The 20968-nt window shown below is 69.5% G+C and carries 24 protein-coding genes; 12 read left to right on the top strand and 12 right to left on the bottom strand.

Going from position 1 to position 20968, the window contains the following annotated elements:
* The first annotated feature begins 156 nt into the window (after positions 1–156).
* The 3 genes from HL658_RS07705 (at position 157) to phbB (ending at position 3510) form a co-directional block, all read left to right on the top strand.
* Positions 157–1377: an alpha/beta fold hydrolase gene (locus HL658_RS07705; RefSeq protein WP_180281366.1), complete on the top strand. Its 1221-nt coding sequence runs from the start codon at positions 157–159 to the stop codon at positions 1375–1377.
* A gap of 110 nt (positions 1378–1487) precedes the next feature.
* Positions 1488–2660, top strand: a complete 1173-nt coding sequence (locus HL658_RS07700; RefSeq protein ID WP_180281365.1) for an acetyl-CoA C-acetyltransferase — start codon at positions 1488–1490, stop codon at positions 2658–2660.
* Positions 2661–2787: 127 nt separating this feature from the next.
* A complete protein-coding gene (gene phbB / locus HL658_RS07695) occupies positions 2788–3510 on the top strand; it encodes an acetoacetyl-CoA reductase (protein WP_180281364.1) in 723 nt (240 codons plus the stop codon).
* An 82-nt stretch (positions 3511–3592) separates the two neighbouring features.
* Here the strand turns inward: phbB and HL658_RS07690 are convergent, their stop codons facing one another.
* Together HL658_RS07690 and HL658_RS07685 are read right to left on the bottom strand one after the other, a co-directional pair.
* Entirely contained in the window at positions 3593–3988 is a 396-nt protein-coding gene (locus HL658_RS07690; protein WP_180281363.1) for a hypothetical protein, read from the bottom strand.
* Positions 3989–3992: 4 nt separating this feature from the next.
* Positions 3993–5237, bottom strand: coding sequence for an MFS transporter (locus HL658_RS07685; protein WP_180281362.1), 1245 nt, complete (start codon positions 5235–5237; stop codon positions 3993–3995).
* Between the two features lie 200 nt (positions 5238–5437).
* On the opposite strand from HL658_RS07685, the gene HL658_RS07680 reads away from it, so the two are divergent.
* Positions 5438–5896, top strand: a complete 459-nt coding sequence (locus HL658_RS07680; protein WP_180281361.1) for an NUDIX hydrolase — start codon at positions 5438–5440, stop codon at positions 5894–5896.
* On the opposite strand, the gene HL658_RS07675 is transcribed toward HL658_RS07680, so the two are convergent.
* From HL658_RS07675 to pgeF, 9 genes are all read right to left on the bottom strand, one after another.
* Positions 5862–6713: a putative bifunctional diguanylate cyclase/phosphodiesterase gene (locus HL658_RS07675; protein WP_180281360.1), complete on the bottom strand. Its 852-nt coding sequence runs from the start codon at positions 6711–6713 to the stop codon at positions 5862–5864. The genes HL658_RS07680 and HL658_RS07675 overlap by 35 nt on opposite strands.
* Positions 6714–7020: 307 nt before the next feature.
* The gene (gene ychF / locus HL658_RS07670) at positions 7021–8121 is read right to left on the bottom strand and encodes a redox-regulated ATPase YchF (protein WP_180281359.1); all 1101 of its coding nucleotides are present in this window, start codon (positions 8119–8121) and stop codon (positions 7021–7023) included.
* Positions 8122–8202: 81 nt separating this feature from the next.
* Positions 8203–8715, bottom strand: a complete 513-nt coding sequence (locus tag HL658_RS07665; protein ID WP_180281358.1) for a hypothetical protein — start codon at positions 8713–8715, stop codon at positions 8203–8205.
* Entirely contained in the window at positions 8712–9008 is a 297-nt protein-coding gene (locus HL658_RS07660) for a nucleotidyltransferase domain-containing protein (RefSeq protein WP_180281357.1), read from the bottom strand. Before HL658_RS07660 ends, HL658_RS07665 begins: the two co-directional genes overlap by 4 nt.
* A 17-nt stretch (positions 9009–9025) precedes the next feature.
* Positions 9026–9601 carry an aminoacyl-tRNA hydrolase gene (gene pth / locus HL658_RS07655; protein ID WP_180281356.1) on the bottom strand — a complete coding sequence of 192 codons (576 nt, stop codon included), beginning with the start codon at positions 9599–9601 and terminating at the stop codon, positions 9026–9028.
* 80 nt (positions 9602–9681) lie between these two features.
* Positions 9682–10287 (bottom strand): 50S ribosomal protein L25/general stress protein Ctc, encoded by a 606-nt coding sequence (locus tag HL658_RS07650; RefSeq protein WP_180281355.1) that lies wholly within the window; start codon positions 10285–10287, stop codon positions 9682–9684.
* An 82-nt stretch (positions 10288–10369) separates the two neighbouring features.
* Positions 10370–11305: a ribose-phosphate pyrophosphokinase gene (locus HL658_RS07645; RefSeq protein ID WP_180281354.1), complete on the bottom strand. Its 936-nt coding sequence runs from the start codon at positions 11303–11305 to the stop codon at positions 10370–10372.
* Between the two features lie 172 nt (positions 11306–11477).
* Entirely contained in the window at positions 11478–11912 is a 435-nt protein-coding gene (locus HL658_RS07640; protein ID WP_343055034.1) for a bacteriohemerythrin, read from the bottom strand.
* A 133-nt stretch (positions 11913–12045) separates the two neighbouring features.
* Positions 12046–12813 (bottom strand): peptidoglycan editing factor PgeF, encoded by a 768-nt coding sequence (pgeF, locus tag HL658_RS07635; RefSeq protein WP_180281353.1) that lies wholly within the window; start codon positions 12811–12813, stop codon positions 12046–12048.
* Between the two features lie 327 nt (positions 12814–13140).
* On the opposite strand from pgeF, the gene HL658_RS07630 reads away from it, so the two are divergent.
* Positions 13141–14100 carry a cytochrome-c peroxidase gene (locus tag HL658_RS07630; RefSeq protein ID WP_246337390.1) on the top strand — a complete coding sequence of 320 codons (960 nt, stop codon included), beginning with the start codon at positions 13141–13143 and terminating at the stop codon, positions 14098–14100.
* Positions 14101–14173: 73 nt separating this feature from the next.
* Positions 14174–15322 (top strand): NapC/NirT family cytochrome c, encoded by a 1149-nt coding sequence (locus tag HL658_RS37640; protein ID WP_180281351.1) that lies wholly within the window; start codon positions 14174–14176, stop codon positions 15320–15322.
* Between the two features lie 6 nt (positions 15323–15328).
* Here the strand turns inward: HL658_RS37640 and HL658_RS07620 are convergent, their stop codons facing one another.
* Positions 15329–16597, bottom strand: a complete 1269-nt coding sequence (locus HL658_RS07620; protein WP_180281350.1) for a lytic murein transglycosylase — start codon at positions 16595–16597, stop codon at positions 15329–15331.
* A gap of 174 nt (positions 16598–16771) precedes the next feature.
* Here HL658_RS07620 and HL658_RS07615 point away from each other — a divergent pair, with 174 nt between their 5' ends.
* The 6 genes from HL658_RS07615 to HL658_RS07590 form a co-directional block, all read left to right on the top strand.
* On the top strand, positions 16772–17320 hold the full coding sequence (locus HL658_RS07615) for a Panacea domain-containing protein (RefSeq protein WP_180281349.1): 549 nt from the start codon (positions 16772–16774) through the stop codon (positions 17318–17320).
* Positions 17317–17637 (top strand): hypothetical protein, encoded by a 321-nt coding sequence (locus HL658_RS07610; protein ID WP_180281348.1) that lies wholly within the window; start codon positions 17317–17319, stop codon positions 17635–17637. The genes HL658_RS07615 and HL658_RS07610 overlap by 4 nt, the downstream gene beginning before the upstream one ends.
* Before the next feature lie 76 nt (positions 17638–17713).
* On the top strand, positions 17714–18454 hold the full coding sequence (locus HL658_RS07605) for a DUF72 domain-containing protein (protein ID WP_180281347.1): 741 nt from the start codon (positions 17714–17716) through the stop codon (positions 18452–18454).
* Between the two features lie 63 nt (positions 18455–18517).
* On the top strand, positions 18518–19825 hold the full coding sequence (locus HL658_RS07600; RefSeq protein ID WP_180281346.1) for a hydroxyacid-oxoacid transhydrogenase: 1308 nt from the start codon (positions 18518–18520) through the stop codon (positions 19823–19825).
* A 99-nt stretch (positions 19826–19924) separates the two neighbouring features.
* On the top strand, positions 19925–20113 hold the full coding sequence (locus HL658_RS07595) for a DUF1192 domain-containing protein (RefSeq protein ID WP_343055033.1): 189 nt from the start codon (positions 19925–19927) through the stop codon (positions 20111–20113).
* A 15-nt stretch (positions 20114–20128) separates the two neighbouring features.
* Positions 20129–20968, top strand: an 840-nt coding sequence (locus tag HL658_RS07590; RefSeq protein WP_180287626.1) for a globin-coupled sensor protein, incomplete at its 3' end; no start/stop codon positions are given.

Here is a 20968-nt window from a genome sequence, read left to right as displayed (position 1 = left end):
GGGCGGCGTCCTTCGCGCCCTTCGCCTTCGGGATGCCCGGATTCGCTGCCGGCGCCACGCCGGGCGCCGGCTGGGATCCGCGGCCGGCTCCGGACCCGTCGCCGTTCCGCGTGTGGCCGCAGGCCGCCGGACCCGCGGCGCCGCATGGTCGGGGCGATGACGCGTCCGGTGCCGCCGCTGCGGCAGGGGCCACGCCCGCTCGGCCTGCACCTGTCGACAGTGATGACGACGCTGCTCGGCTCCTCCGCCGGATTGCCGCACTTGAGGAACGGCTCGCCGCTGTGGAGACCCCAGCTGCGGGGGCGAGCGGCGGAACTCGGCCGCCAGGTCGCCGAAGCCGGCGCCGACGCCTTCCGGACGGCGCTTGACCGCGAGGTGCGGCGGCAGCTCGACCTGCTGCTGACCGGGCTGGAGCGCTACCGCCACCACCCCTACCGCCGCGATGTGGACGACCCGCCCGTGCTGTGGCGCGAGGGGGGGAGCCGGCTGCTGGACTACGGGCCGCCCGGCGGCCGGCCGGTGCTGTTCGTGCCGTCGCTGGTCAACCGCGGCTACATCCTCGACCTGTCATCCGACCGCAGCCTGATGCGCTGGCTAGCCGGGCAGGGGGTGCGGCCCCTGCTCATCGACTGGGGCGCGCCGGGCCCGGTGGAGCGGCGCTTCTCGCTCACCGACTACATCGCCGGGCGGCTGGAGCGCGCGCTGGAGGTGGCGGCCGACGCCGCGGGCGGGCCGGTGCCGGTGGCCGGCTACTGCATGGGCGGGCTGCTCGCCGCGGCGCTCGCGCTGCGCCGGCCGCGGCTGGTCGCCGGCCTCGTGCTGATGGCGACGCCATGGGATTTCCACGCCGAGGATGCGGGTGCGGCCCGGCGCGCCGCCGCCTTCTTCCAGCCCTTCGGCCCGCTGGTGGAGGCGTGGGGCGAGCTGCCGGTGGACGCGCTGCAGGCGCTGTTCGCCCAACTCGATCCCTATCTGGTGCTGCGCAAATTCACCCAGTTCGCGCGTATGGACCCGGATTCACCCGCCGCCCGCGCCTTCGTGGCGCTGGAGGACTGGCTGAACGACGGGGTGGCGCTTCCCGCGGCGGTGGCGCGCGACGCGCTGGCCGGCTGGTATGGTCGAAATGATCCCGCGGCGGGCACCTGGATGGTTGCCGGGCTGCCCGTGGACCCCGCGCGGGTGGTGGTGCCGACGCTGGCGCTGATCCCCGAGCGTGACCGCATCGTGCCGCCGGCATCCGCCCTTGCCCTGGCACGTGCCATACCGAATGCGCAAATTGTCGCACCCCCATTGGGGCATATCGGCATGGTCGTCAGCGCGGGTGCCAAGAGCGGCGTGTGGCGTCCGCTCGCCGACTGGCTTAATGCCGCAGGTTAGAAGCCGTTGGTCGGGGCGCCTTGCGTTGGCCGAATGGGCGGCCTAAGGTATGACCACTGTCACGTCGTCTCCGACCCATAATAAATCCAGCAAGTTCGAGGAGCGTCATCATGACCGAGGTTGTCATTGCCGGTGCGGCGCGCACCGCCGTCGGTGCGTTCAACGGTGTCTTCAGCACGGTGCCGGCGCACACCCTGGGAGAAATCGCCATCCGGGCCGCGCTGGCCCGCGCCAAGACCGAGGCCGACGAGGTGTCGGAGGTGATTCTGGGGCAGATCCTGACCGCCGGTCAGGGCCAGAACCCCGCCCGCCAGGCCGCCGTGGCCGCCGGCATCCCGGTGGAGAAGACCGCGTTCGGCATCAACCAGCTCTGCGGCTCCGGCCTGCGGTCCGTGGCGCTCGGCTACCAGGCGATCCGCGCGGGCGACGCGGACGTGATGGTGGTGGGCGGCCAGGAAAGCATGACCATGGCCCCGCACCTCATGTACCTGCGCAGCGGCGTGAAGATGGGCACGTCGGAGATGCTCGACAGCATGCTCAAGGACGGGCTCTGGGACGCCTTCAAGGGCTATCACATGGGCACCACGGCGGAGAATGTGGCCCAGAAGTGGCAGCTGACCCGTGACGAGCAGGACGCCTTCGCCGCCGCCTCCCAGCAGAAGGCCGAGGCCGCCCAGAAGGAAGGCCGCTTCAAGGACGAGATCACGCCCGTCACCATCAAGACCCGCAAGGGCGAGACGGTCATCGACAGCGACGAGTACCCGAAGCACGGCACCACCGTGGAGACGCTGGCCAAGCTGCGCCCGGCCTTCTCCAAGGACGGCACGGTGACCGCCGGCAACGCGTCGGGCATCAACGACGGCGCCGCCGCGCTGGTGCTGATGACCGCCGACAACGCCGCCAAGCGCGGCGTCACCCCGCTGGCGCGCATCGTCTCCTGGGCCACCGCGGGTGTCGATCCGTCGATCATGGGCACCGGCCCGATCCCGGCCAGCCGTCTGGCCCTGAAGAAGGCCGGCTGGACCATCGACGATCTCGACCTGATCGAGGCGAACGAGGCCTTCGCGGCGCAGGCGCTGGCGGTGAACAAGGACCTGGGCTGGGACACCTCCAAGGTCAACGTCAACGGCGGGGCCATCGCCATCGGCCACCCGGTCGGCGCGTCGGGTGCCCGCGTGCTGGTCACGCTGCTGCACGAGATGCAGCGCCGCGACGCCAAGCGCGGTCTCGCCACGCTGTGCATCGGCGGCGGCATGGGCATCGCCCTCTGCGTCGAGCGCTGAGCCACGGCCGGCGCACCGCCCCGTCCTACGCACGGGGCGGTGCGCCGCAGGCTCGGGATTTTTCCAAGAAACGTCAACCGGTCCGGACTGTTCTGTCCGGCCAATCAATTCACTCTGGGAGGAGCTCATGGCTCGTGTAGCGATCGTCACCGGCGGCACCCGCGGCATCGGTGAGGCCATCTGCGTTGCGCTGAAGAACGCCGGTTACACCGTGGCCGCCAATTACGGCGGCAACGACGAGGCCGCGAAGGCCTTCACCGAGCGGACGGGCATCGCCGCCTACAAGTGGGACGTCTCCAGCTTCGAGGCGTGCAAGGCGGGTGTGGCGCAGGTCGTCGCCGACCTCGGCCCGGTGGATGTGCTGATCAACAACGCCGGCATCACCCGCGACGGCGTCATGCACCGCATGACCTACGAGCAGTGGGAAGCGGTGATCCACACCAACCTGTCGTCCTGCTTCAACATGTGCCGCAACGTGATCGACAGCATGCGCGAGCGCAGCTTCGGCCGCATCGTGAACATCGGCTCGGTCAACGGCCAGGCCGGCCAGTACGGCCAGGTCAACTACGCCGCGGCGAAGTCGGGCATCCACGGCTTCACCAAGGCGCTGGCGCAGGAAAGCGCTGCCAAGGGCATCACCGTCAACGCCATCGCGCCCGGCTACATCGACACGGACATGGTCCGCGCCGTGCCGCCGAACGTGCTGGAGAAGATCGTGGCGCGCATCCCGGTCGGCCGTCTGGGCCGTGCCTCGGAGATCGCCAAGGCCGTGCTGTACCTCGTCGATGACGAGAACGGCTTCATGACCGGCTCGACCCTGTCGGTCAACGGCGGCCAGCACATGTATTGATCCGGCGGATCCGCAGCGCGGATCCGACGCTTTCGGCGCCCCTCTCCCGGTCACCGGGGGAGGGGCGTTCTGTTTGAGCGGCTCACGGAGTCAGGCGGTAGTTCGCGGCCGCTCGCCGTTCGTCGGTGACGACGGCGCAGCCGCCCAGCACCGGGGCGGCGACGGGGATGGAGCCGTAGGCGGCCAGGGCGCCTTCCCGGTGCAGGCGGCCGACGAAGCCCTCGCCCTCGCCGCGCGCGACCCAGGCGAAGCTCAGCCAGGTCTGCCGCACCGGCTCGGCCCCGGCCCGCACCAGCGCCGCGAAGCTCGCCTCCTCCGACGTGCCGGGCGGGAAGACGGCCAGCACCATGCCGTCGCTTTCCGGCGGCAGCGCCGCGTGGTTCAGCGCCAGGGCCATGAAGCCCGTCCACACCGCCAGCACCGCCCCGCCCAGAAGCAGGGCGATGCGGTGTCCGGAGGGCTGGACGATAGCGTCCATGGTGTCAGGCGCGGCTGGGCTGGAGCACCGTCGGGGCCGGCTTCTCCACGATCGGCCAATGCACGATGGCGGCGAAGATGCCGAGCGCGATGCCGGCCCACCAGATCATGTCGTAGGATCCCGTGCGCTCGTAGAAGACGCCGCCCAGCCACACGCCCAGAAACGACCCGACCTGATGGCTGAAGAAGGCGATGCCGAACAGCATGCCGAGGTGCCGCACGCCGAACATCCGCTCCACCAGACCGGAGGTCGGCGGCACCGTGGACAGCCACAGCAGGCCCATGGCGGCGGAGAAGACGAGCACGCTGGCGGCGGAGACCGGCACGGCGATGAACACGGCGATGGCCAGCGCCCGCAAGGCGTAGATGACGCTGAGGATGTAGCGCTTCGGCATCCGGGTGCCGAGCATGCCGGCCGAGTAGGAACCGACGATGTTGAACAGCCCGATCAGCGCGATGGCCCAGCCGGCCAGCGACGGCGGCGCGCCGATGTCGGCCAGATAGGGCGGCAGATGCACGGTGATGAAGGCCACATGGAAGCCGCAGACGAAGAAGCCCGCGACCAGCAGCAGGTAGCTGCCATGCCCGAATGCCTGGCGAAGGGCCTGACCGGTCGTCAGGTCGGGCACCGCCGCCGACGATCCGGCGGCGCGGCCCTTGGCACCGCCGGCCAGCGCGGTCGCCAGCAGCGGTACCCCCATCATGCAGACGCCGAGCAGCACCAGCGCCGATTGCCAGCCATAGGCGGCGATGAAGGCGCTGCCGAGCGGCGCGAACAGGAACTGGCCCATCGAACCGGACGCGGTGGCGATGCCCGCCGCCCAGGAGCGCTTCTCCGGGGGCATCATGCGGCCGAAGGCGGCGATCACCACGGTGAAGGACGCGCCGGCCAACCCGACGCCCACCATCACGCCGGCGGTGAGCTGGATCAGCAGAGGCGTGTCGCTGAAGGCGGTCAGCGCCACGCCGGCGCCGTAGAGCAGCCCGCCCGCCGCCAGCACGCGCGAGGGGCCGTAGCGGTCGGCCACCGCGCCGGCGAAGGGCTGGGCCATGCCCCACAGCAGGTTCTGCAGCGCCAGGGCCAGCGCGAAGACATCGCGGCCCCAGCCGTTCGCCTCCGACAGCGGGCCGGTGAACAGGCCGTAGGTGGATCGTACGCCGAAACCGATCAACGCGATCAGGCAGCCCGCCGCCACCACCACCGCGGGCGTGCGCCAACCCGGCCCGGCGCCCCGTGTACCACTCTGCATCAACCCCGCCTCCATGCCCCCGCAGGCCCCGCCTGCCGGGGCACCGCCGTCCGACCGACTTACGGTCGTTGATCCGGACGGATCGATCCTAGGTCGGTTGTGACGGTGCGGCAAATTCATATTCCGAATTGGCCGCATTCAGGCTTCTCATGCATCGCGCCGCTGGCGGCTCCGCGAACGCTGGCCTATACCCATGGCCCATGACCGACACCGCCCCCGCCGACCGCAGCCGCCGTGACTATCCCGACCGACCCTGGGTCGGTGTCGGGGCGATCGTCTGGAAGGGGGAGGAGGTCCTGCTGATCCGTCGAGGCCGCCCGCCGCGCCTGGGGCAATGGAGCCTGCCCGGCGGCGCGCAGGCTCTGGGCGAGACGGTGTTCGAGACGGCCCGCCGCGAGGTGACGGAGGAGACCGGCCTGACGGTCGAGCCCTACGAGGTGGTGACGGTGGTGGACGCGGTCACCCGCGACGACGCCGGGCTGGTCCAGTACCACTACACGCTGGTCGAGGTCGCCGCGCGCTGGGTGTCCGGCGAGCCGGTCTCCGGCGACGACGCGCTCGACGCGCGCTGGGTGTCGATCGACGAGGCGGCGACGCTGGTGTCCTGGGGCGAGACGGAGCGGGTCATCCGGCTGTCGGCGGCGCGCCGATCTCCCTGATGAAGCCGGGCACGTCCGCCTCCGCCAGGGGGCGCGACAGCAGGTAGCCCTGGATGCGGTCGCAGCCGTAGGCGCGCAGAAACAGGAGCTGGTCGCGCGTTTCCACCCCCTCCGCCACCACGCGCAGGCCGAGCGCGTGGGCGAGCGAGACCACGGCGTGCACGATGGCCGCGGAGTCACGCTGCTCCACCATCGCCTGCACGAACTGGCGGTCGATCTTCACCCCTTCCAGCGGCACCCGGCGCAGCAGGGCCAGCGAGGAATAGCCGGTGCCGAAATCGTCGAGCACCGCCTGCACCCCGGCGCCGCGCAGCTCCAGCAGGCATTGCGTGACGGCGGCCGAGCCGTCGAGCAGCGCGGTCTCGGTCAACTCCAGCTTCAGGTTGGATGCGGGCAGGCCGGTCTCGGCGAGGATGCCCAGCACGCAGCGCGCAAGGCCGGGCTCGGCAAGCTGGCGGGCCGACACGTTGACCGCCACCGGCACATCCGCCATGCCCGTGCGCAGCCAGCGCGCCGCGGTGGAACAGGCGCGGCGCAGCACCCATTCGCCGAGCACGAAGATGGCGTCGCTGGCCTCGGCCACCGGGACGAACAGATCCGGCGGTATCTCCGTGCCATCCGCCAGACGCCAGCGGACCAGCGCCTCGAAGCCGCACAGACGGCCGGTGGCGACATCGGCCTGCGGCTGGAAGACCAGCGAGAGTTCGTTGCGGAGGATCGCCTCGGTGATGCGGTCGGCCATGCCGAGGCTGGTTGCCGCCGCCCCCGGCAATGGCAGGACACCCGGATCGGGCAGCACGTCGTGACCAGCCGACATGAATCCTCCTGTCCGCACGCACCGCTTGCGGATTTGTCGAATAAAGACCTCATTGAGGTATTATGAAACGAACAACCGCCGTTTCTGCCCATCAAGAAAGGGCAGGGAAGCATGACATCGGTGTTACGGATTTGCCGAAAATTCGGATAATGTCGGTGGAATACGGGCGCATGACGGGGCTCCGGGCGTTGGCGTCGAAATCACCAACGCCCGATCCTGTGTAGACGTTCCCGCCTACTGCCAATTTGCAAGAAGCATCAATGTCGATGAACCCTTCACTCCGATCGTGAGGGGTACCGGGGTATTTTCAGACGTTGAAGCGGAAGTGGAAGATGTCACCGTCCTGAACGATGTACTCCTTGCCCTCCTGCCGCATCTTGCCTGCATCTTTCGCGCCCTGCTCGCCGCCGAGCGACACATAGCTGGTGTAGTCGATGGTCTCGGCGCGGATGAAGCCGCGTTCGAAATCGCTGTGGATGACACCGGCCGCTTCCGGCGCGGTGGAGCCGCGGCGCAGGGTCCAGGCGCGCGCCTCCTTCGGCCCGACAGTGAAGAAGGTGATCAGGTCGAGCAGCTCGTAGCCGGCGCGGATCAGGCGGTTCAGGCCGGTCTCCTCCAGCCCCAGCGATTCCAGGAATTCGGCCTTTTCCGCCGGATCGCCGAGCTGCGCCACCTCCGCCTCGATGGCGGCCGAGATCACCACATAGCCCGCATTCTCCGCCGCCGCCTTGGCGGCGACCTTTTCGGAGAAGGCGTTGCCGGTGCCGGCGGACGCTTCCTCGACGTTGCAGACGTAGAGCACCGGCTTGGCGGTGAGGAGCTGGAGCTGGCGGAACAGCGGCTTCTCCTCCGCGCTCACCGGCACCACGCGGGCGGGCTTGCCGTCGGCCAGCACCTTGATGGCGCGCTCGACGAGCTCGGCGCGGGCCTTGCTGTCCTTGTCGCCGCCCTTGGCCTTCTTCTGCAGGTTGTTGAGCTGCCGCTCCAGGCTGTCCAGGTCGGCCAGCATCAGCTCGGTCTCGACCACCTCCGCGTCGCGCAGCGGATCGACGTCGCCCTCGACATGGGTGATGTCGTCGTCCACGAAGCAACGCAGGACATGGACGATGGCGTCCACCTCGCGGATGTTGCCGAGGAACTGGTTGCCCAGCCCCTCGCCCTTGGAGGCGCCGCGGATCAGGCCGGCGATGTCCACGAACTCAAGCTGCGTCGGCACCGTCTTCTGCGACTTGGCGATGGCGGCCAGCTTGTCCAGCCGCGGATCGGGCACACCGACGCGGCCGACGTTCGGCTCCTTCGTGCAGAAGGGGAAGTTGGCCGCCTCCGCCGCCTGGGTGGCGGTCAGCGCGTTGAACAGGGTCGACTTGCCGACGTTCGGCAGGCCGACGATGCCGCAATTGAAGCCCATGGGTCGCGATCGCTTCGAATAGGTCGTCGGGGTGTCCGGATCGCCGCGTTTATCCTACGCAGGGCCGGAAAAGGCAAAGGGTTATGGCACCGGTCCGCCGTCGCCCCCCAGCGGCACCCGGCCCTTGGCGACCACATAGCGGTGCGCCGCCGCGGCCGCGGCCAGGAGGTCCGGCGTCGCGGCGAAGGCCTCGTTGAGGCGCGCCGCCTGGGTGTCCGGCTCCTCGGGATAGGCATGGGCGAGGCGGTTGCGCAGCAGCGTGATGGCGGTCCAGCGGGCGCTGGAGGCGAGCGCGCCCAGCTTCTCCATCAGGTCCGCCAAGTCCCGGCGCGACAGGGTGGCAGGGTCGTAGCCCTCGACAAGCGCGATGCCACGGAACACGCCCTCCGCCAGCGTCGATTGCAGCTGTTCGAACCGCTTCACGAAGGCGTCCAGCCGGACGACGCTGTCTTCCGGCAGGCCGTCCACCGACACGGCGGTGAGAGGGAACAGCGGCGCGAGGTCGCGGCACAGGCGGTCGAGCCGCGCGGCGACGCGTTCGGACGAGCGCAGGTTGCGCGCGAGATAGAAGGCGGGCAGCTCACCGGGGTTCACAGCACCATCCCCGTTTCCATGGCCAGGCGGTCGATGGGGCGGAGCGCGCCGCCGCGTTCACGGACGACGAAATCCACCCTCCGCTCGCCGATCTCGCCCTCCAGCGCGTGCAGGAAGCGCGCCTCGTTGTCGAAGGTGGCCCGTCCCGCCGCGGTTTCGATGTGCAGGTCGATGTCGCCGCCGCGTCTGGCATCGTCAACGCGGGAGCCGAACAGGCGGACGACCGCATCGGCGCCGAACACCGCGGCGGCGGTGCGGCGGATGGCATCCTGCTCGTCCGGCGTCAGACGCATGGCGGCACCTCCGCTCCTTACTTGGGGGGCTGGGTGGCCAGTGTCACCTTGTTCATGAACTCCTCCGGCCGGCCCTGGACGATCAGGGGGAAGGCGGCGGCGCAGGCGTCCACCAGCGGGTCGAGCCAGGACTGGTCAGACTTGGCGAAGTCGTGCAGGACGTAGCCGGTGACGAGGTTCTTGTCACCTGGATGGCCGATGCCCAGGCGCACCCGCCAGTAATCCTTGCCGATGTGCGCGTCGATGGAGCGCAGGCCGTTGTGCCCGCCGTGCCCGCCGCCCTTCTTCACCCGGATGCGGCCGGGGGGCAGGTCCAGCTCGTCGTGGAACACGACGACCCGATCGGGCGTAAGCTTGAAGAACTGGAGTGCGGCGCCGACCGACTGGCCGGACAGGTTCATGAAGGTCAGCGGCTCCAGCGCCAGGACCTTGTCGCCGGCCACCGTGCCTTCGGCCGTGGTGCCCTGGAAACGGCGACGCCAGGGGCTGAACCCATGGCGTCGGGCGATCTCCTCGACCGCCATGAACCCGATGTTGTGGCGGTTGCGCGCGTATTCGTTGCCGGGATTGCCCAGCCCGACCAGCAGCAGCATGCCGTCACCTCAAGGAAGAAACGCGGGAAGGGGCCGTTCCGGGAACGGCCCCTTCCGTTGGTCGTGCCAAGCCGCCGGTGTCAGGCCGTCGCCTCACCGGTCGCTTCCTCGGACTTCAGGCCCGAGGGAGCGGCGATGGTGGCGATGGTGAAGTCACGGTCGGTGATCGCCGAGGTCACGCCCGGCGGCAGCTTGACCGAGGAGATGTGGATGGAATCACCCACGTCGAAGCCCTCGCAGCTCACCGTGATGTGCTCGGGGATGCTGTCGGCCGCGCTGATCAGCTCCAGCTCGTGCCGGACGATGTTCAGCATGCCGCCGCGCTTCAGACCGGGCGATTTGTCCTGGTCCACGAACTCGCAGGGGACCATGACGGTGACCTGGGTGTCGGTGGACACGCGCAGGAAATCCACATGCAGCGGGACGTCGGTCACCGGATCGAACTGCACGTCGCGCGGCAGCACGCGGTGCGTGGCGCCATCGACCGAGATGTCGAACAGGTGGGTGAAGAAGCCGGGCTTGTGCAGCACGCGGTCGAAGGCGAATTTTTCCAGCGAGATCATCAGCGGGGCCTGCTTGCCCCCGTAGATCACGGCCGGAACCCGGCCCGAACGGCGCGTCTGGCGGGCGGTCCCCTTGCCTGCCCGGGCGCGCGATTCGGCGCTCAGAGAAACGGTCTCGGTCATTGCTCACTCCTCGACAAAAAGCGCCAGCCTCCAGGGGTGCTGACGCGCGGAGCCGGCCGTATACGCCGGCCCCCGCCTGCCGTCAAGAGAAGAGGCTGGAGACCGAGCGCTCCTCGCTGATGCGCATGATCGCCTCGGCGATCAGCGGGGCGATGGTGAGCTGGCGGATGTTGCGGGAGACGCGCACGGCCTCCGTCGCCTGGATGCTGTCCGTGCTGACCAGCGTCTGGATCGGGGCGACCGCCACGCGGGACACCGCCCCGCCCGACAGCACGCCATGCGTCACATAGGCGCTGACCGACTGCGCCCCGGCTTCCATCAGGGCCACCGCGGCGTTGCACAGCGTGCCGCCGGAATCGACGATGTCATCGACCAGGATGCACTTGCGTCCCTCGACGTCGCCGATGATGTTCATCACCTCCGACACGCCGGCACGCTCGCGCCGCTTGTCGATGATGGCGAGGTCGCTGTCGAGCCGCTTGGCCAGCGCGCGGGCGCGCACCACGCCGCCGACGTCCGGCGACACGATGGTCAGCTCGTTGCCGAAACCGAGGTGCGCGCGGATGTCCTTCTCGAACACCGGGGCGGCCATCAGGTTGTCGGTCGGGATGTCGAAGAAGCCCTGGATCTGGCCGGCGTGCAGATCCATCGTCAGCACGCGGTTCGCACCCGCCGTGGTGATCAGGTTCGCCACCAGCTTCGCCGAGATCGGCGTGCGCGGGCCGGTCTTGCGGTCCTGACGGGCGTAGCCGTAGTAGGGAATGACCGCCGTGATGCGCCGGGCCGAGCCGCGCCGCAGCGCGTCGATGGTGACCAGCAGCTCCATCAGGTTGTCGTTCGCCGGGAACGAGGTGGACTGGATGACGAACACGTCTTCGCCGCGCACGTTCTCCAGGATCTCGACGAAGACCTCCATGTCGGAGAACCGGCGAATGGCCGCCTTCGTCAGCGGCACGCCGAGGCAGGTGGAAATGGCCTCGGCCAGCGGACGGTTGCTGTTGCCGGCTAGCACCTTCATCGCGGTGGGCTCTCTCTCTCGGGAACAAGGACGCAGGCGCAGGCGACCCGGCCCCAGCCGTACGCCGCATGCCCCCGAAAACGGGCGGGACGATAACAAAGGGGCTGGCCCGTGTAAATCTTTCATGACGGCCCGAGGCGACGCACCCCCGCCTTCGCCGCGGGCCGTCCGGTCAGGCTTTGGCCATGGCCTTCGCCTTCTCCAGGAAGGGCTTGATCCGCAGGTCGGCCTTGACGAAATGGTCCAGGAACCAGAAGGCGAGCAGTTCGTCCGACTTGTTCTTGACATAGCCGAAGGTGAAGGGCGATCCGGGACCTGCGGAATCCATCTGCCCGATGATGTCGTCGAGTGACTCGATCAGCCGCTTGTGCTGCGCCCGGTGCTCGGAAAGCTGCGGATAGCGGATGCGGTCCATGATCATCTCCTCGTGAAGGAAATGACGCTCGGACACCGCGCGCAGCTCCATCAGAAATTTCATGGCGTCATCACGCCACAAGTCGTCGGTGGGCAGGTTGACGAAACGGCGGATGAGGTCGTGCTGCGCACGATGGTCCTTGTCGAGGATGTTGCCGTCGATGTTCATCTCGGCACGCCACGCGAACTTCACCGCAACCTCCCCGAACCGATCCAGGTTCGAATGATGGTGAGCGCAATCGCGACGTTGCAACAAAAATGAACAATTTGCGGCACAAATCGACAGACGAGTCACCCGCCGGTCGCACCACGGATCGTGGGGGCTTTCAGCCGGTCAGCACGATGGCCGACAGGCCGCGGCCATAGTCCCGCTCGCCGCGCTGGCAGGTGCGGCGGTAGCTGAAGAACCGGTCCTCCTCCGCCACCGTGTCGTTCGGGCAGCGCTGGATCATGCCGACACCGGCGTTGCCGAGCCGGCGGACGATGTAGCCGGGCAGGTCGAACAGCAGCTTTCCGGCAGCCCGCGCAGGCGCGAAGAAGTCGCGGTTGTCCGCATCCTCCTCCAGGAAGGGGGCGGGGAACTCCGGCCCGACCTCGTAGGAGCGCTGGGCGATGCAGGGGCCGATGGCGGTGACGATGCGGGTCGGGTCGGCGCCGAGCTCGACCATGCGGGCGACGGTGGCTTCCAGCACGCCGCCCCTGGCACCCTTCCAGCCGGCGTGCGCGGCCCCGATCACCTTCGCCTGCGGGTCGGCGAACAGCACCGGCGCGCAGTCGGCGGTGAGGATGCCGAGCGCGATCCCCGGCACGCGCGTGGCCAGCGCGTCGGCCTGCGGCGCGCGGTCGTGGGTCCATGGCGTCTCCACCACCACGCAGGTGGGGCTGTGGATCTGGTAGCAGGTGACCAGGCGATCCGCTGCCACCTCCAGCCGGGTCATCGCCCGCGCGCGGTTCTCCGCCACCGCGGCCGGAGCGTCGCCGGAGCCGAAGCCGCAGTTGAGCGAGGCGTAGATCCCCTGCGATACGCCGCCGGTGCGGGTGAAGAACGCGTGGCGGATGGTGGTGATGTCGTTCAGTGCGCCCAGGGTGATCACGATGGCCCGACCTTTCCGTATGCCGCCCCTCCCGGCTCGCGATGCGGGAGACGGGCAAGAACCTGAAGGGTCGGCGGGCGTCGTTCAAGGGGGAGGATTCGGACGGCGGCGGGACGCGGCGGCGCCTCTTGCGATTGTTTCCGCTGCGCAAAAGTTCGCGCACCAAGGTATGGCAACCTGCCGCGCGTCACTTGGACCGACCTCCGGTGGTGGGCTGGAGGGATACTCTTCCCGATGTTTCAACGCGTTGCGCGCTGAATTAGAATGATTGGGGAGAATGACATGCCCAGGCGCACTCTCTTTCCCGTTGCGGTCGTGGTGGCCCTCATGGCCGGCACCGCCGGCATCGCACTGGCCGCCATGGACGAGCCGATCCAGCCGATCGCACCCGCCAAGGTGAGCAACCCAGGCCTCGTGGAACTCGGCAAGAAGCTGTTCTTCGACACCCGCCTGTCGAAGTCCGGCTTCATCTCGTGCAATTCCTGCCACAACCTGTCCATGGGCGGCAGCGACAACCTGAAGACGTCGATCGGCCACAACTGGCAGAAGGGTCCGATCAACGCGCCGACGGTGCTGAACTCCAGCCTGAACGTCGCGCAGTTCTGGGACGGCCGAGCGCTGACCCTGCAGGACCAGGCCGGCGGCCCGATCGCCAACCCCGGCGAGATGGCCTTCACCCACACGCTCGCGGTGACGACGTTGCAGTCGATCCCCGGCTATGTCGCCGAGTTCAAGGCCGTGTTCGGCACCGACAAGGTGAGCATCGAGGAGGTGACCAAGGCCATCGCCGCCTTCGAGGAGACGCTGGTCACCCCGAACTCCCGCTTCGACAAGTGGCTGATGGGCGACAAGGGCGCCCTGACCAACGCCGAGCTGGAAGGCTACGAGCTGTTCAAGGACTCCGGCTGTACCGCCTGCCACAATGGTGCGGCCGCCGGTGGCAACACCTTCCAGAAGATGGGCGTCGTGGAGCCCTACAAGTCCAGCAGCCCGGCCGAAGGCCGTGTCGCGGTGACCAAGGAGGAGGCCGACCGCTTCAACTTCAAGGTTCCCACCCTGCGCAACGTCGAGCTGACCTACCCGTACTTCCACGACGGCGAGGCGGCCACCCTGGCGCAGGCGGTGGACGTGATGGGCCGCATCCAGCTCGGCAAGAGGTTCACGGAGCCGGAGAACGCCAAGATCGTGGCGTTCCTGAAGACGCTGACGGGTGACCAGCCGAGCTTCCCGCTGCCGATCCTGCCGCCGTCCTCGGACAAGACCCCGCAGCCGAAGCCGTTCGACTGACCGGTGCGGCGGGACCCCACGGCGGGGCGGCCGTCGCGCCGCCCCGCCGTGGGGCCCGCCAGGAGTCGAGAGCATGCTGTGGTGGTGGTCGAGGACGGGGCGGGTTCTGGTCCTGTCCGGTGTGGGCGTGGCGGGCGTGGTTGCCGGCGTGGTCGGCTGGGGCGGCTTCAACACCGTCCTGGAGGCCACCAACAGCACGGCGTTCTGCATCTCCTGCCACGAGATGCGCAGCACCGTGTACGAGGAGTACAGGCGGAGCGTCCATTACGCGAACGCGTCCGGCGTCCGCGCGGCCTGCGCCGATTGCCACGTGCCGCGGGACTGGACGCACAAGCTGCTGCGCAAGGTGCAGGCGACCAACGAGCTGTACCACTGGCTCGTCGGCACCATCGACACGCCGGAGAAGTTCGAGGCGAAGCGCCACGAGCTGGCGCGGCACGAGTGGGACCGGATGCGCGCCACCGACAGCCGGGAGTGCCGCAACTGCCACAGCTTCGAGGCGATGGACTTCCACAAGCAGAACGCCAAGGCCGCCACCACGATGGCGGCCGCGGCCAAGGCGGGCAAGACCTGCATCGACTGCCACAAGGGCATCGCCCACAATTTCCCGGATGTGACGGCGGGTCACCGCCGGGCCTTCGCCGACCAGCGGGAGCGGGCGAAAGGCTTTGTGCCGACGCCCGGCAGCACGGTGTACCCGCTGACGTCACTGGCGCTTCTTGAGCGGCCGGAGGGGGCCGGACCGATCGGCGAGGTGTCCGTATCCACGCCGCTTCGCGTGCTGACGGTGGAGGGTGGCTTCGCGCGGGTCGAGCTGACCGGCTGGCACCGCGACGGCTCGCCGGAGACGCTGTACCGGCTGCCCGGCAAGCGCATCCCCCTGGCGAAGCTCACGGACGCCGGGGCCGCCGGGCCGGAGGCGCTGCGGGTGGTGACCGACCCCGACAGCGGACAGCCCTGGACCGAGGCTCGCATCACCGCCTGGACGCGGACGGGTGCCTTCAGCGCCGATCGGGCTGTGCTGTGGGAGCATGCCGCGCGCATCGCTGACGCCAACTGCACCCTCTGCCACACGCTCCATTCGGCCGACGCCTACACGGCGAACCAGTGGATCGGCACCATCAACGCCATGAAGCGGCTGACGCCGCTCGACGACGAGGAGGTGCGGCTGCTGCAGATTTATCTGCAGACCGGCGCGAAGGATGCGGCGGCCTCGCGGTGAGCGGGGCTACAGCTTCGCGCTCCCCGACGCCTGGCGCAGCCGGTCGAGCAGCGCCTTGGTGGCGAAGCCGTCGGGCACCTCGTTCACCGTCACCTGGAAGCGGCGGAGCGCGTTGCGGGTGTTGGCGCCGACGATGCCGTCCACGCCGCCGGGATCGAACCCCATCGCCGCGAGGCGCTGCTGGAGCTCCATCCGCTCGTCCTTGTTCAGCGGCAGCTCCTGCCGCGGCCAGCTCCCCAGCACCGGGCCGCGCCCCTCGATGCGGTCGGCCAGCAGCGCCACCGCCAGCGCGTAGGAGGTGGACGGGTTGTAGCGCATGATGGCGCGGAAATTGTCGCGGATCAGGAAGGCCGGGCCGTTGTGCCCGCCCAGCAGCAGGACGGACCCGTTCCCCTCGCCCTGAAGCTCTCCGCCCGCGACCGGCCGGACGCCGATGCGGCGCCAGTCGGCCATCGGCTTGACGATGTTGTATTCGGCCTCGGCGTAGGGGAAGCCGGGCGGCAGCGTCACCTCCTCCCCCCAGCGCTCCCCGGCGCGCCAGCCGTTGGACTGGACGAAGGCGGCGGTGGAGGCGAAGACGTCGGGCAGACTGCCCCAGATGTCGCGGCGGCCGTCGCGGTCCTCGTCCATCGCGTGCTTCAGGAAGATGGTGGGCATGAACTGCGTCTGCCCCATCGCCCCGGCCCAGGATCCCGACATGCGCTCCAGCGGGATGTCGCCGGAATCGAGGATGCGCAGCGCGGCCAGCAGCTCGCCCCGGAAATAGCCGGTGCGGCGCCCCTCGTAGGCCAGGGTGGTCAGGGCGTCCACCACGCGGAAGCCGCCGGTGGAGTTGCCGTAGTCGGACTCCAGCCCCCAATGGGCGACCAGGATCTCGGCCGGCACGCCGCTGCGCTGGGACACCCGGCGCAGCAGGGCGGCGTTGTCCTGGAGCTTCTGGCGGCCGTTCTGCACCCGGCGGTCGGACACGGCACCGTCCAGATACTGCCAGACCTGACGCTCGAACTCCGGCTGCTTGTTGTCCAGCTCCTGCACTCGGTCGCTGAGCCGTACGCTGCCCATGGCGCGGTCGAAGGTGGCGGCGCGGATGCCCTGCTGCATCGCGTCCGCACGCAGCCCCTTCAGCCATTCCTCGAAGCTCAACCGCGGCTGCGGCGCCGCGGCGGCGGCCTGGTCCGTGGTGGCGGCCACGGCGACCGGCGTGGTCTGGGTGGTCTGGCAGCCGGCGAGCAGGCCGGCGGCGAGCAGGACGCGGAGGGGGAGGGAACGACTCATGGACCGGATGCACCCAAGTGGTAATGCCGCAGAACCTAGGGCGCTCCGCCCCACTCCTCAACGGGCAATGTTGCGGGGGGCGACGGTTCGGCGCTTGCAAGCGGCGACGGCCGGGCCTGCGCTCGGGTTGCGCATGGCGCTGGACAATGCACGCCGGGCTGATACAGTCACTTCATGAGCGACACGATACGAGCGGCGACGGATCGCCTGATCCAACTCAGCCTCGACGCTGGGCGCCCCCTGTCGCCGCTGCCGTTGCAGAAGCTGCTGTACTTCGTCGAAGGATGGCACCTCGCGCTGACGGGCGCGCCGCTCTTCGACGAGGAGATCCAGGCCTGGAAGGACGGGCCGGTCGTCCCGTCGGTCTATCGGCGCATGAAGGGGTTCAAGGACGCCGACATTCCGGCTGATGTCATCGATACCCGTCCTGACCAAACGCTGTCGCCTCATGCGCTGAGCATCATCGATCAGGTCTTCGAGGCCTATGGCACGCTGGATGCCGGAACGCTCGTTGGGCTTACGCATCTTCCGGGGTCCCCCTGGGACCAGACGCGGGCGGATGCCGGGGTGTTGCGGGGGGCCAGCAGCAAGCTTCCGATCGACGCGGAACGCATCCGGGCGTGGTTCCGCGAGGCGCTGGACGCGGGGCTGGAGCCGGAGACCACCGAACTGGTCGATGTGTCGCCGGAAGAGTTGCGCGACTGGACGCCGGCCGCCGCGTGACCGGTTCGCACATCGTCCTCATAAGGCCGGAGCTGGAACTGGAAGTACGGGCCGCCGACCGGCAGATCGCCGGTCTGTGGGAGATGACACGCGGCGCTCAACGGTACTTCAGCGGCTTCAACCTCGGGCCCGACGGGAATTTCCGCTGTCTGTGGTACATCCCGAAGGGCCGGCGCAGCTTACTGGAGCCGGTGCCCTTCGCGTCGAAGGCGCAGGTGCACATCGCCGTCGATCCCGCCTACGCCTATATCATCGGCGTCCGCTTCCCGGAACGCGGGCGGCAATTCGGCGTGATGCCGGTGCCGCCGCCACGGTGATTCGGTCGGCGCAGCCATTCCCGTACTTTTTTGAGCCTTGCCGGTTCCACGGGCGAGTCCGCCGCGTTTACCCGGCATGCACCCGATCCACATCGCGACGGCCGGATGGAGCGTGTCGAGCCGCTGGGCTGGGGCGGTGCCGGGCCCCGGCACGCATCTGGAGCGTTACGGGCGGGTGCTGCCGGCGGTGGAGATCGACAGTTCCTTCTACCGGCCGCATCGGCCCGCCACCTACGCGCGCTGGGCGGAGTCGGTGCCGCCGGGCTTCCGCTTCGCGGTCAAGCTGCCGCGCACGGTCACGCACGAGCGGCGGCTGAACGACGCGGACGAGCCGCTCGACCGGTTCCTGGGGGAGGTGACCCATCTCGGCGACCGGCTGGGGCCGTTGCTGGTGCAGCTTCCGCCGAGCCTGCGTTTCGATGCGGCGGTCGTGGACGCCTTCTTCGGCAGACTGCGCCGTGTCTTCATGGGCGAGCTGGTGTGCGAGCCGCGGCACGCGAGCTGGTTCGCGGATGGCCCGGAGGCGCTGCTGGCCGACCACGCCGTCGCCCGCGTGGCGGCTGACCCGCAGCCTGCTGAAGGGGCCGGGGAGCCGGGTGGCTGGGCGGGGCTGGCCTATTTGCGGCTGCACGGCTCGCCGGTGATGTACCGGTCCGACTACCCGCCCGACGCGCTGCGCGCCATGGCGGAACGGCTGCTGGCGGAGGCGCGGGAACGGCCGGTCTGGTGCGTGTTCGACAACACCGCCGACGGTCATGCGCTGGGCAACGCGCTCGCCCTGCGGGACCTTGTCGCCGCGGTTGCGGACACCGGTTGACAGGCGCCTCCGCCCGACGTTCCCTTTTCCCGAACGCGAACAGACGTCAGGGGAGGGCGCGCGATGGCACCAGGATCAGCGTATCCGATCGATCCGGCCGGAGAGACGGGCTTCACGGTCGAAGCGGCATCCATGAAATTCGGCCCCGGCATGCTGGGCGAGCTGGGCGGCGACGCCCGGGGGCTGGGCTTGAAGCGGGTGGCGGTGTTCATGGACCAGCGGGTCGCGGACACCGAGCCGGCGCAGGCCGCGCTCGCGTCGCTGCGCCGGGAGGGGGTGGACGGCGTGGTTTACGACCGCGTGCGGGTGGAGCCGACCAGCGAGACGTTCCTGGAGGCGGCGGCCTTCGCCCGCGAGGCCGGGGTGGACGGCTTCATCTCCATCGGCGGCGGCTCGGTGATCGACACCGCCAAGGCCGCCAACCTCTACGCCACCCACCCCGCCGACTTCCTGGCGTACGTCAACAAGCCGCTGGGCGAGGGGCGCCCGGTGCCGGGGCCGGTGAAGCCGCACATCGCCTGCCCGACCACCTGCGGCACCGGCAGCGAGACCACCGGTGTGGCGATCTTCGACCATGTCGAGAAGAAGGTGAAGACCGGCATCTCGTCGCGCTGGCTGCGGCCGACGCTGGCGGTGGTGGACCCGACCACCACCTACAGCCTGCCGCCGGGGGTGGTCGCCGCCACCGGCTTCGACGTGCTGACCCACGCCATCGAGAGCCACACCGCGCGCCCCTTCCGCTCGCGCCCGCGGTCGGAGACGCCGCAGCTCCGCCCGCCCTACCAGGGTGCCAATCCGTGGTCGGACATCGGCAGCCTCCAGGCCATCCGGCTGGGCGGGCTCTATCTGGAGCGTGCGGTGGCCGACCCGTCCGACCTGGAGGCGCGCGACCAGCTCATGTTCGCGGCGACCCTGGCCGGGCTCGCCTTCGGCAACGCCGGCGTGCACATCCCGCACGCCATGTCCTATTCGGTGGCGGGCATGAACCACCGCTTCGTGGCGAGCGGCTACGAGTCGGCACCGCCGATGGTGCCGCACGGCATCTCGGTGGTGTTGAACGCGCCGGCCGCCTTCCGCTTCACCGGCCCGGCCGCCCCCGAGCGGCACCTGCGCGCCGCCGAGGCGCTGGGGGCCGACATCCGCGGCGTCGGGCCGGAGGGGGCGGGTGCAGTGCTGGCCGACCGGCTGGTGGCGCTGATGCGGGCGACCGGGCTGCCCAACGGGCTGTCCGGGATCGGCTACGCCGAGGACGACATTCCGGCGCTCGCGGCCGGGGCGATCGCGCAGCAGCGGCTGCTGTCCATCGCGCCGCTGCCGGTGGGTGAGCAGGATCTTCACGGGCTTTACAGGGACGCGATGCGCTATTGGTGATGCGTCGATTCGGCGGCGGCGGACCGGCTCCGGTCCACCGCCACGTCGGAACCGCGGCCACGGGCGAACCGGAACGGCCGCCACAACCGGGAGCGAGCCATGGCTTTGGACACGGACGACCTCGAGCCGCGCAAAAAAATGTCGCAGAAGACGGATCTCACGGGTCTTTCGGTTGAAGAACTGCAAGACTACATTGCCGGGCTCGAAGGGGAGATCCTTCGCGCTCGCGCCATGATCGATTCCAAGCAGGCCCAGAAGAACCTGGCGGAGACATTCTTCAAGCGGTAATACCGGAGGCGTCCTATGCTGAGCCCGTCGCAGATCCAGCTTTTCGAAACCAAGTTCCGCGCGTTGCCCGAGGCGGTGCGGGCGGAGATGAAGGCCGCCTATCCGGTGCTCGATCCGCAGATCGAGCGCCTGCTCCGCAACTCCTACGCACAGTCCGGCATCACCGACCCGTCCGCCGTCTCCCGCCTGATGGCGCGGCAGAAGCCGCATTTCCAGAAGATCCTGTCGGCGCAGTTCGACCGCGCCCTGATCGACCTGGTCACCCAGATCCAGGACGAGCATGCGGCACTCGGCGTGTCGATGGACACGCACATCTCCGCCTACCACGGGCTGTTGAGCGAGTTCGGACGGCCGCTGATCGATCTGCACCGCAAGCGCCCGGAGCGGATCGCCGCCGCCATCGCGGCGCTGAACCAGTGCCTGCTGCTCGACCTCGACGTCACGCTGGCCCTGCATGTGGCCGGGGTGGAGGGCAAGGCCGCCGCCCAGCGCGAGCAGCTTGCCCGCGACCTGGAAAACAACGTGCACAGCGTGCTGGTCGAGTTGCAGCAGGCCGGTGCCACGCTGCGCAGCGCGTCGCAGACCATGTCGGGGACCGCCGACGAAACGACCCGGCAGGCGGCCAACGTCGCCTCGGCGGCGGGGCAGGCATCCAGCAACGTGCAGACGGTGGCGAGCGCGGCCGACCAGCTCTCCTCCGCCATCTCGGAGATCGCGCGCCAAGTGTCCCAGTCCGCGCAGATCGCCCGCAAGGCGGCGGACGAGGCGCGACGCACCGACGTCACCGTCGCCGGCCTGTCGTCGGCCGCCGCGAAGATCGGCGAGATCGTGAAGCTGATCGCCACCATCGCCGGA

This window comes from Azospirillum oleiclasticum (genome assembly GCF_013423485.1).
Taxonomy (GTDB): Bacteria; Pseudomonadota; Alphaproteobacteria; order Azospirillales; family Azospirillaceae; genus Azospirillum; species Azospirillum oleiclasticum.
Note: the sequence above shows the minus strand (reverse complement) of the source record. Positions and strands in the feature narration are given on the sequence as shown.

Coding starts and splice junctions, on each gene's coding strand:
- HL658_RS07595 (WP_343055033.1), top strand. CDS start 19,925: ATGGCTTTGGACACGGACGACCTCGAGCCGCGCAAAAAAATGTCGCAG.
- HL658_RS07690 (WP_180281363.1), bottom strand. CDS start 3,988: ATGGACGCTATCGTCCAGCCCTCCGGACACCGCATCGCCCTGCTTCTG.
- HL658_RS07660 (WP_180281357.1), bottom strand. CDS start 9,008: ATGCGTCTGACGCCGGACGAGCAGGATGCCATCCGCCGCACCGCCGCC.
- HL658_RS07700 (WP_180281365.1), top strand. CDS start 1,488: ATGACCGAGGTTGTCATTGCCGGTGCGGCGCGCACCGCCGTCGGTGCG.
- HL658_RS07630 (WP_246337390.1), top strand. CDS start 13,141: ATGGCCGGCACCGCCGGCATCGCACTGGCCGCCATGGACGAGCCGATC.
- phbB (WP_180281364.1), top strand. CDS start 2,788: ATGGCTCGTGTAGCGATCGTCACCGGCGGCACCCGCGGCATCGGTGAG.
- ychF (WP_180281359.1), bottom strand. CDS start 8,121: ATGGGCTTCAATTGCGGCATCGTCGGCCTGCCGAACGTCGGCAAGTCG.
- HL658_RS07680 (WP_180281361.1), top strand. CDS start 5,438: ATGACCGACACCGCCCCCGCCGACCGCAGCCGCCGTGACTATCCCGAC.
- HL658_RS07650 (WP_180281355.1), bottom strand. CDS start 10,287: ATGACCGAGACCGTTTCTCTGAGCGCCGAATCGCGCGCCCGGGCAGGC.
- HL658_RS07605 (WP_180281347.1), top strand. CDS start 17,714: ATGCACCCGATCCACATCGCGACGGCCGGATGGAGCGTGTCGAGCCGC.
- HL658_RS07675 (WP_180281360.1), bottom strand. CDS start 6,713: ATGTCGGCTGGTCACGACGTGCTGCCCGATCCGGGTGTCCTGCCATTG.
- HL658_RS07600 (WP_180281346.1), top strand. CDS start 18,518: ATGGCACCAGGATCAGCGTATCCGATCGATCCGGCCGGAGAGACGGGC.
- pth (WP_180281356.1), bottom strand. CDS start 9,601: ATGCTGCTGCTGGTCGGGCTGGGCAATCCCGGCAACGAATACGCGCGC.
- HL658_RS37640 (WP_180281351.1), top strand. CDS start 14,174: ATGCTGTGGTGGTGGTCGAGGACGGGGCGGGTTCTGGTCCTGTCCGGT.
- HL658_RS07615 (WP_180281349.1), top strand. CDS start 16,772: ATGAGCGACACGATACGAGCGGCGACGGATCGCCTGATCCAACTCAGC.
- HL658_RS07620 (WP_180281350.1), bottom strand. CDS start 16,597: ATGAGTCGTTCCCTCCCCCTCCGCGTCCTGCTCGCCGCCGGCCTGCTC.
- HL658_RS07705 (WP_180281366.1), top strand. CDS start 157: ATGACGCGTCCGGTGCCGCCGCTGCGGCAGGGGCCACGCCCGCTCGGC.
- HL658_RS07645 (WP_180281354.1), bottom strand. CDS start 11,305: ATGAAGGTGCTAGCCGGCAACAGCAACCGTCCGCTGGCCGAGGCCATT.
- HL658_RS07685 (WP_180281362.1), bottom strand. CDS start 5,237: ATGCAGAGTGGTACACGGGGCGCCGGGCCGGGTTGGCGCACGCCCGCG.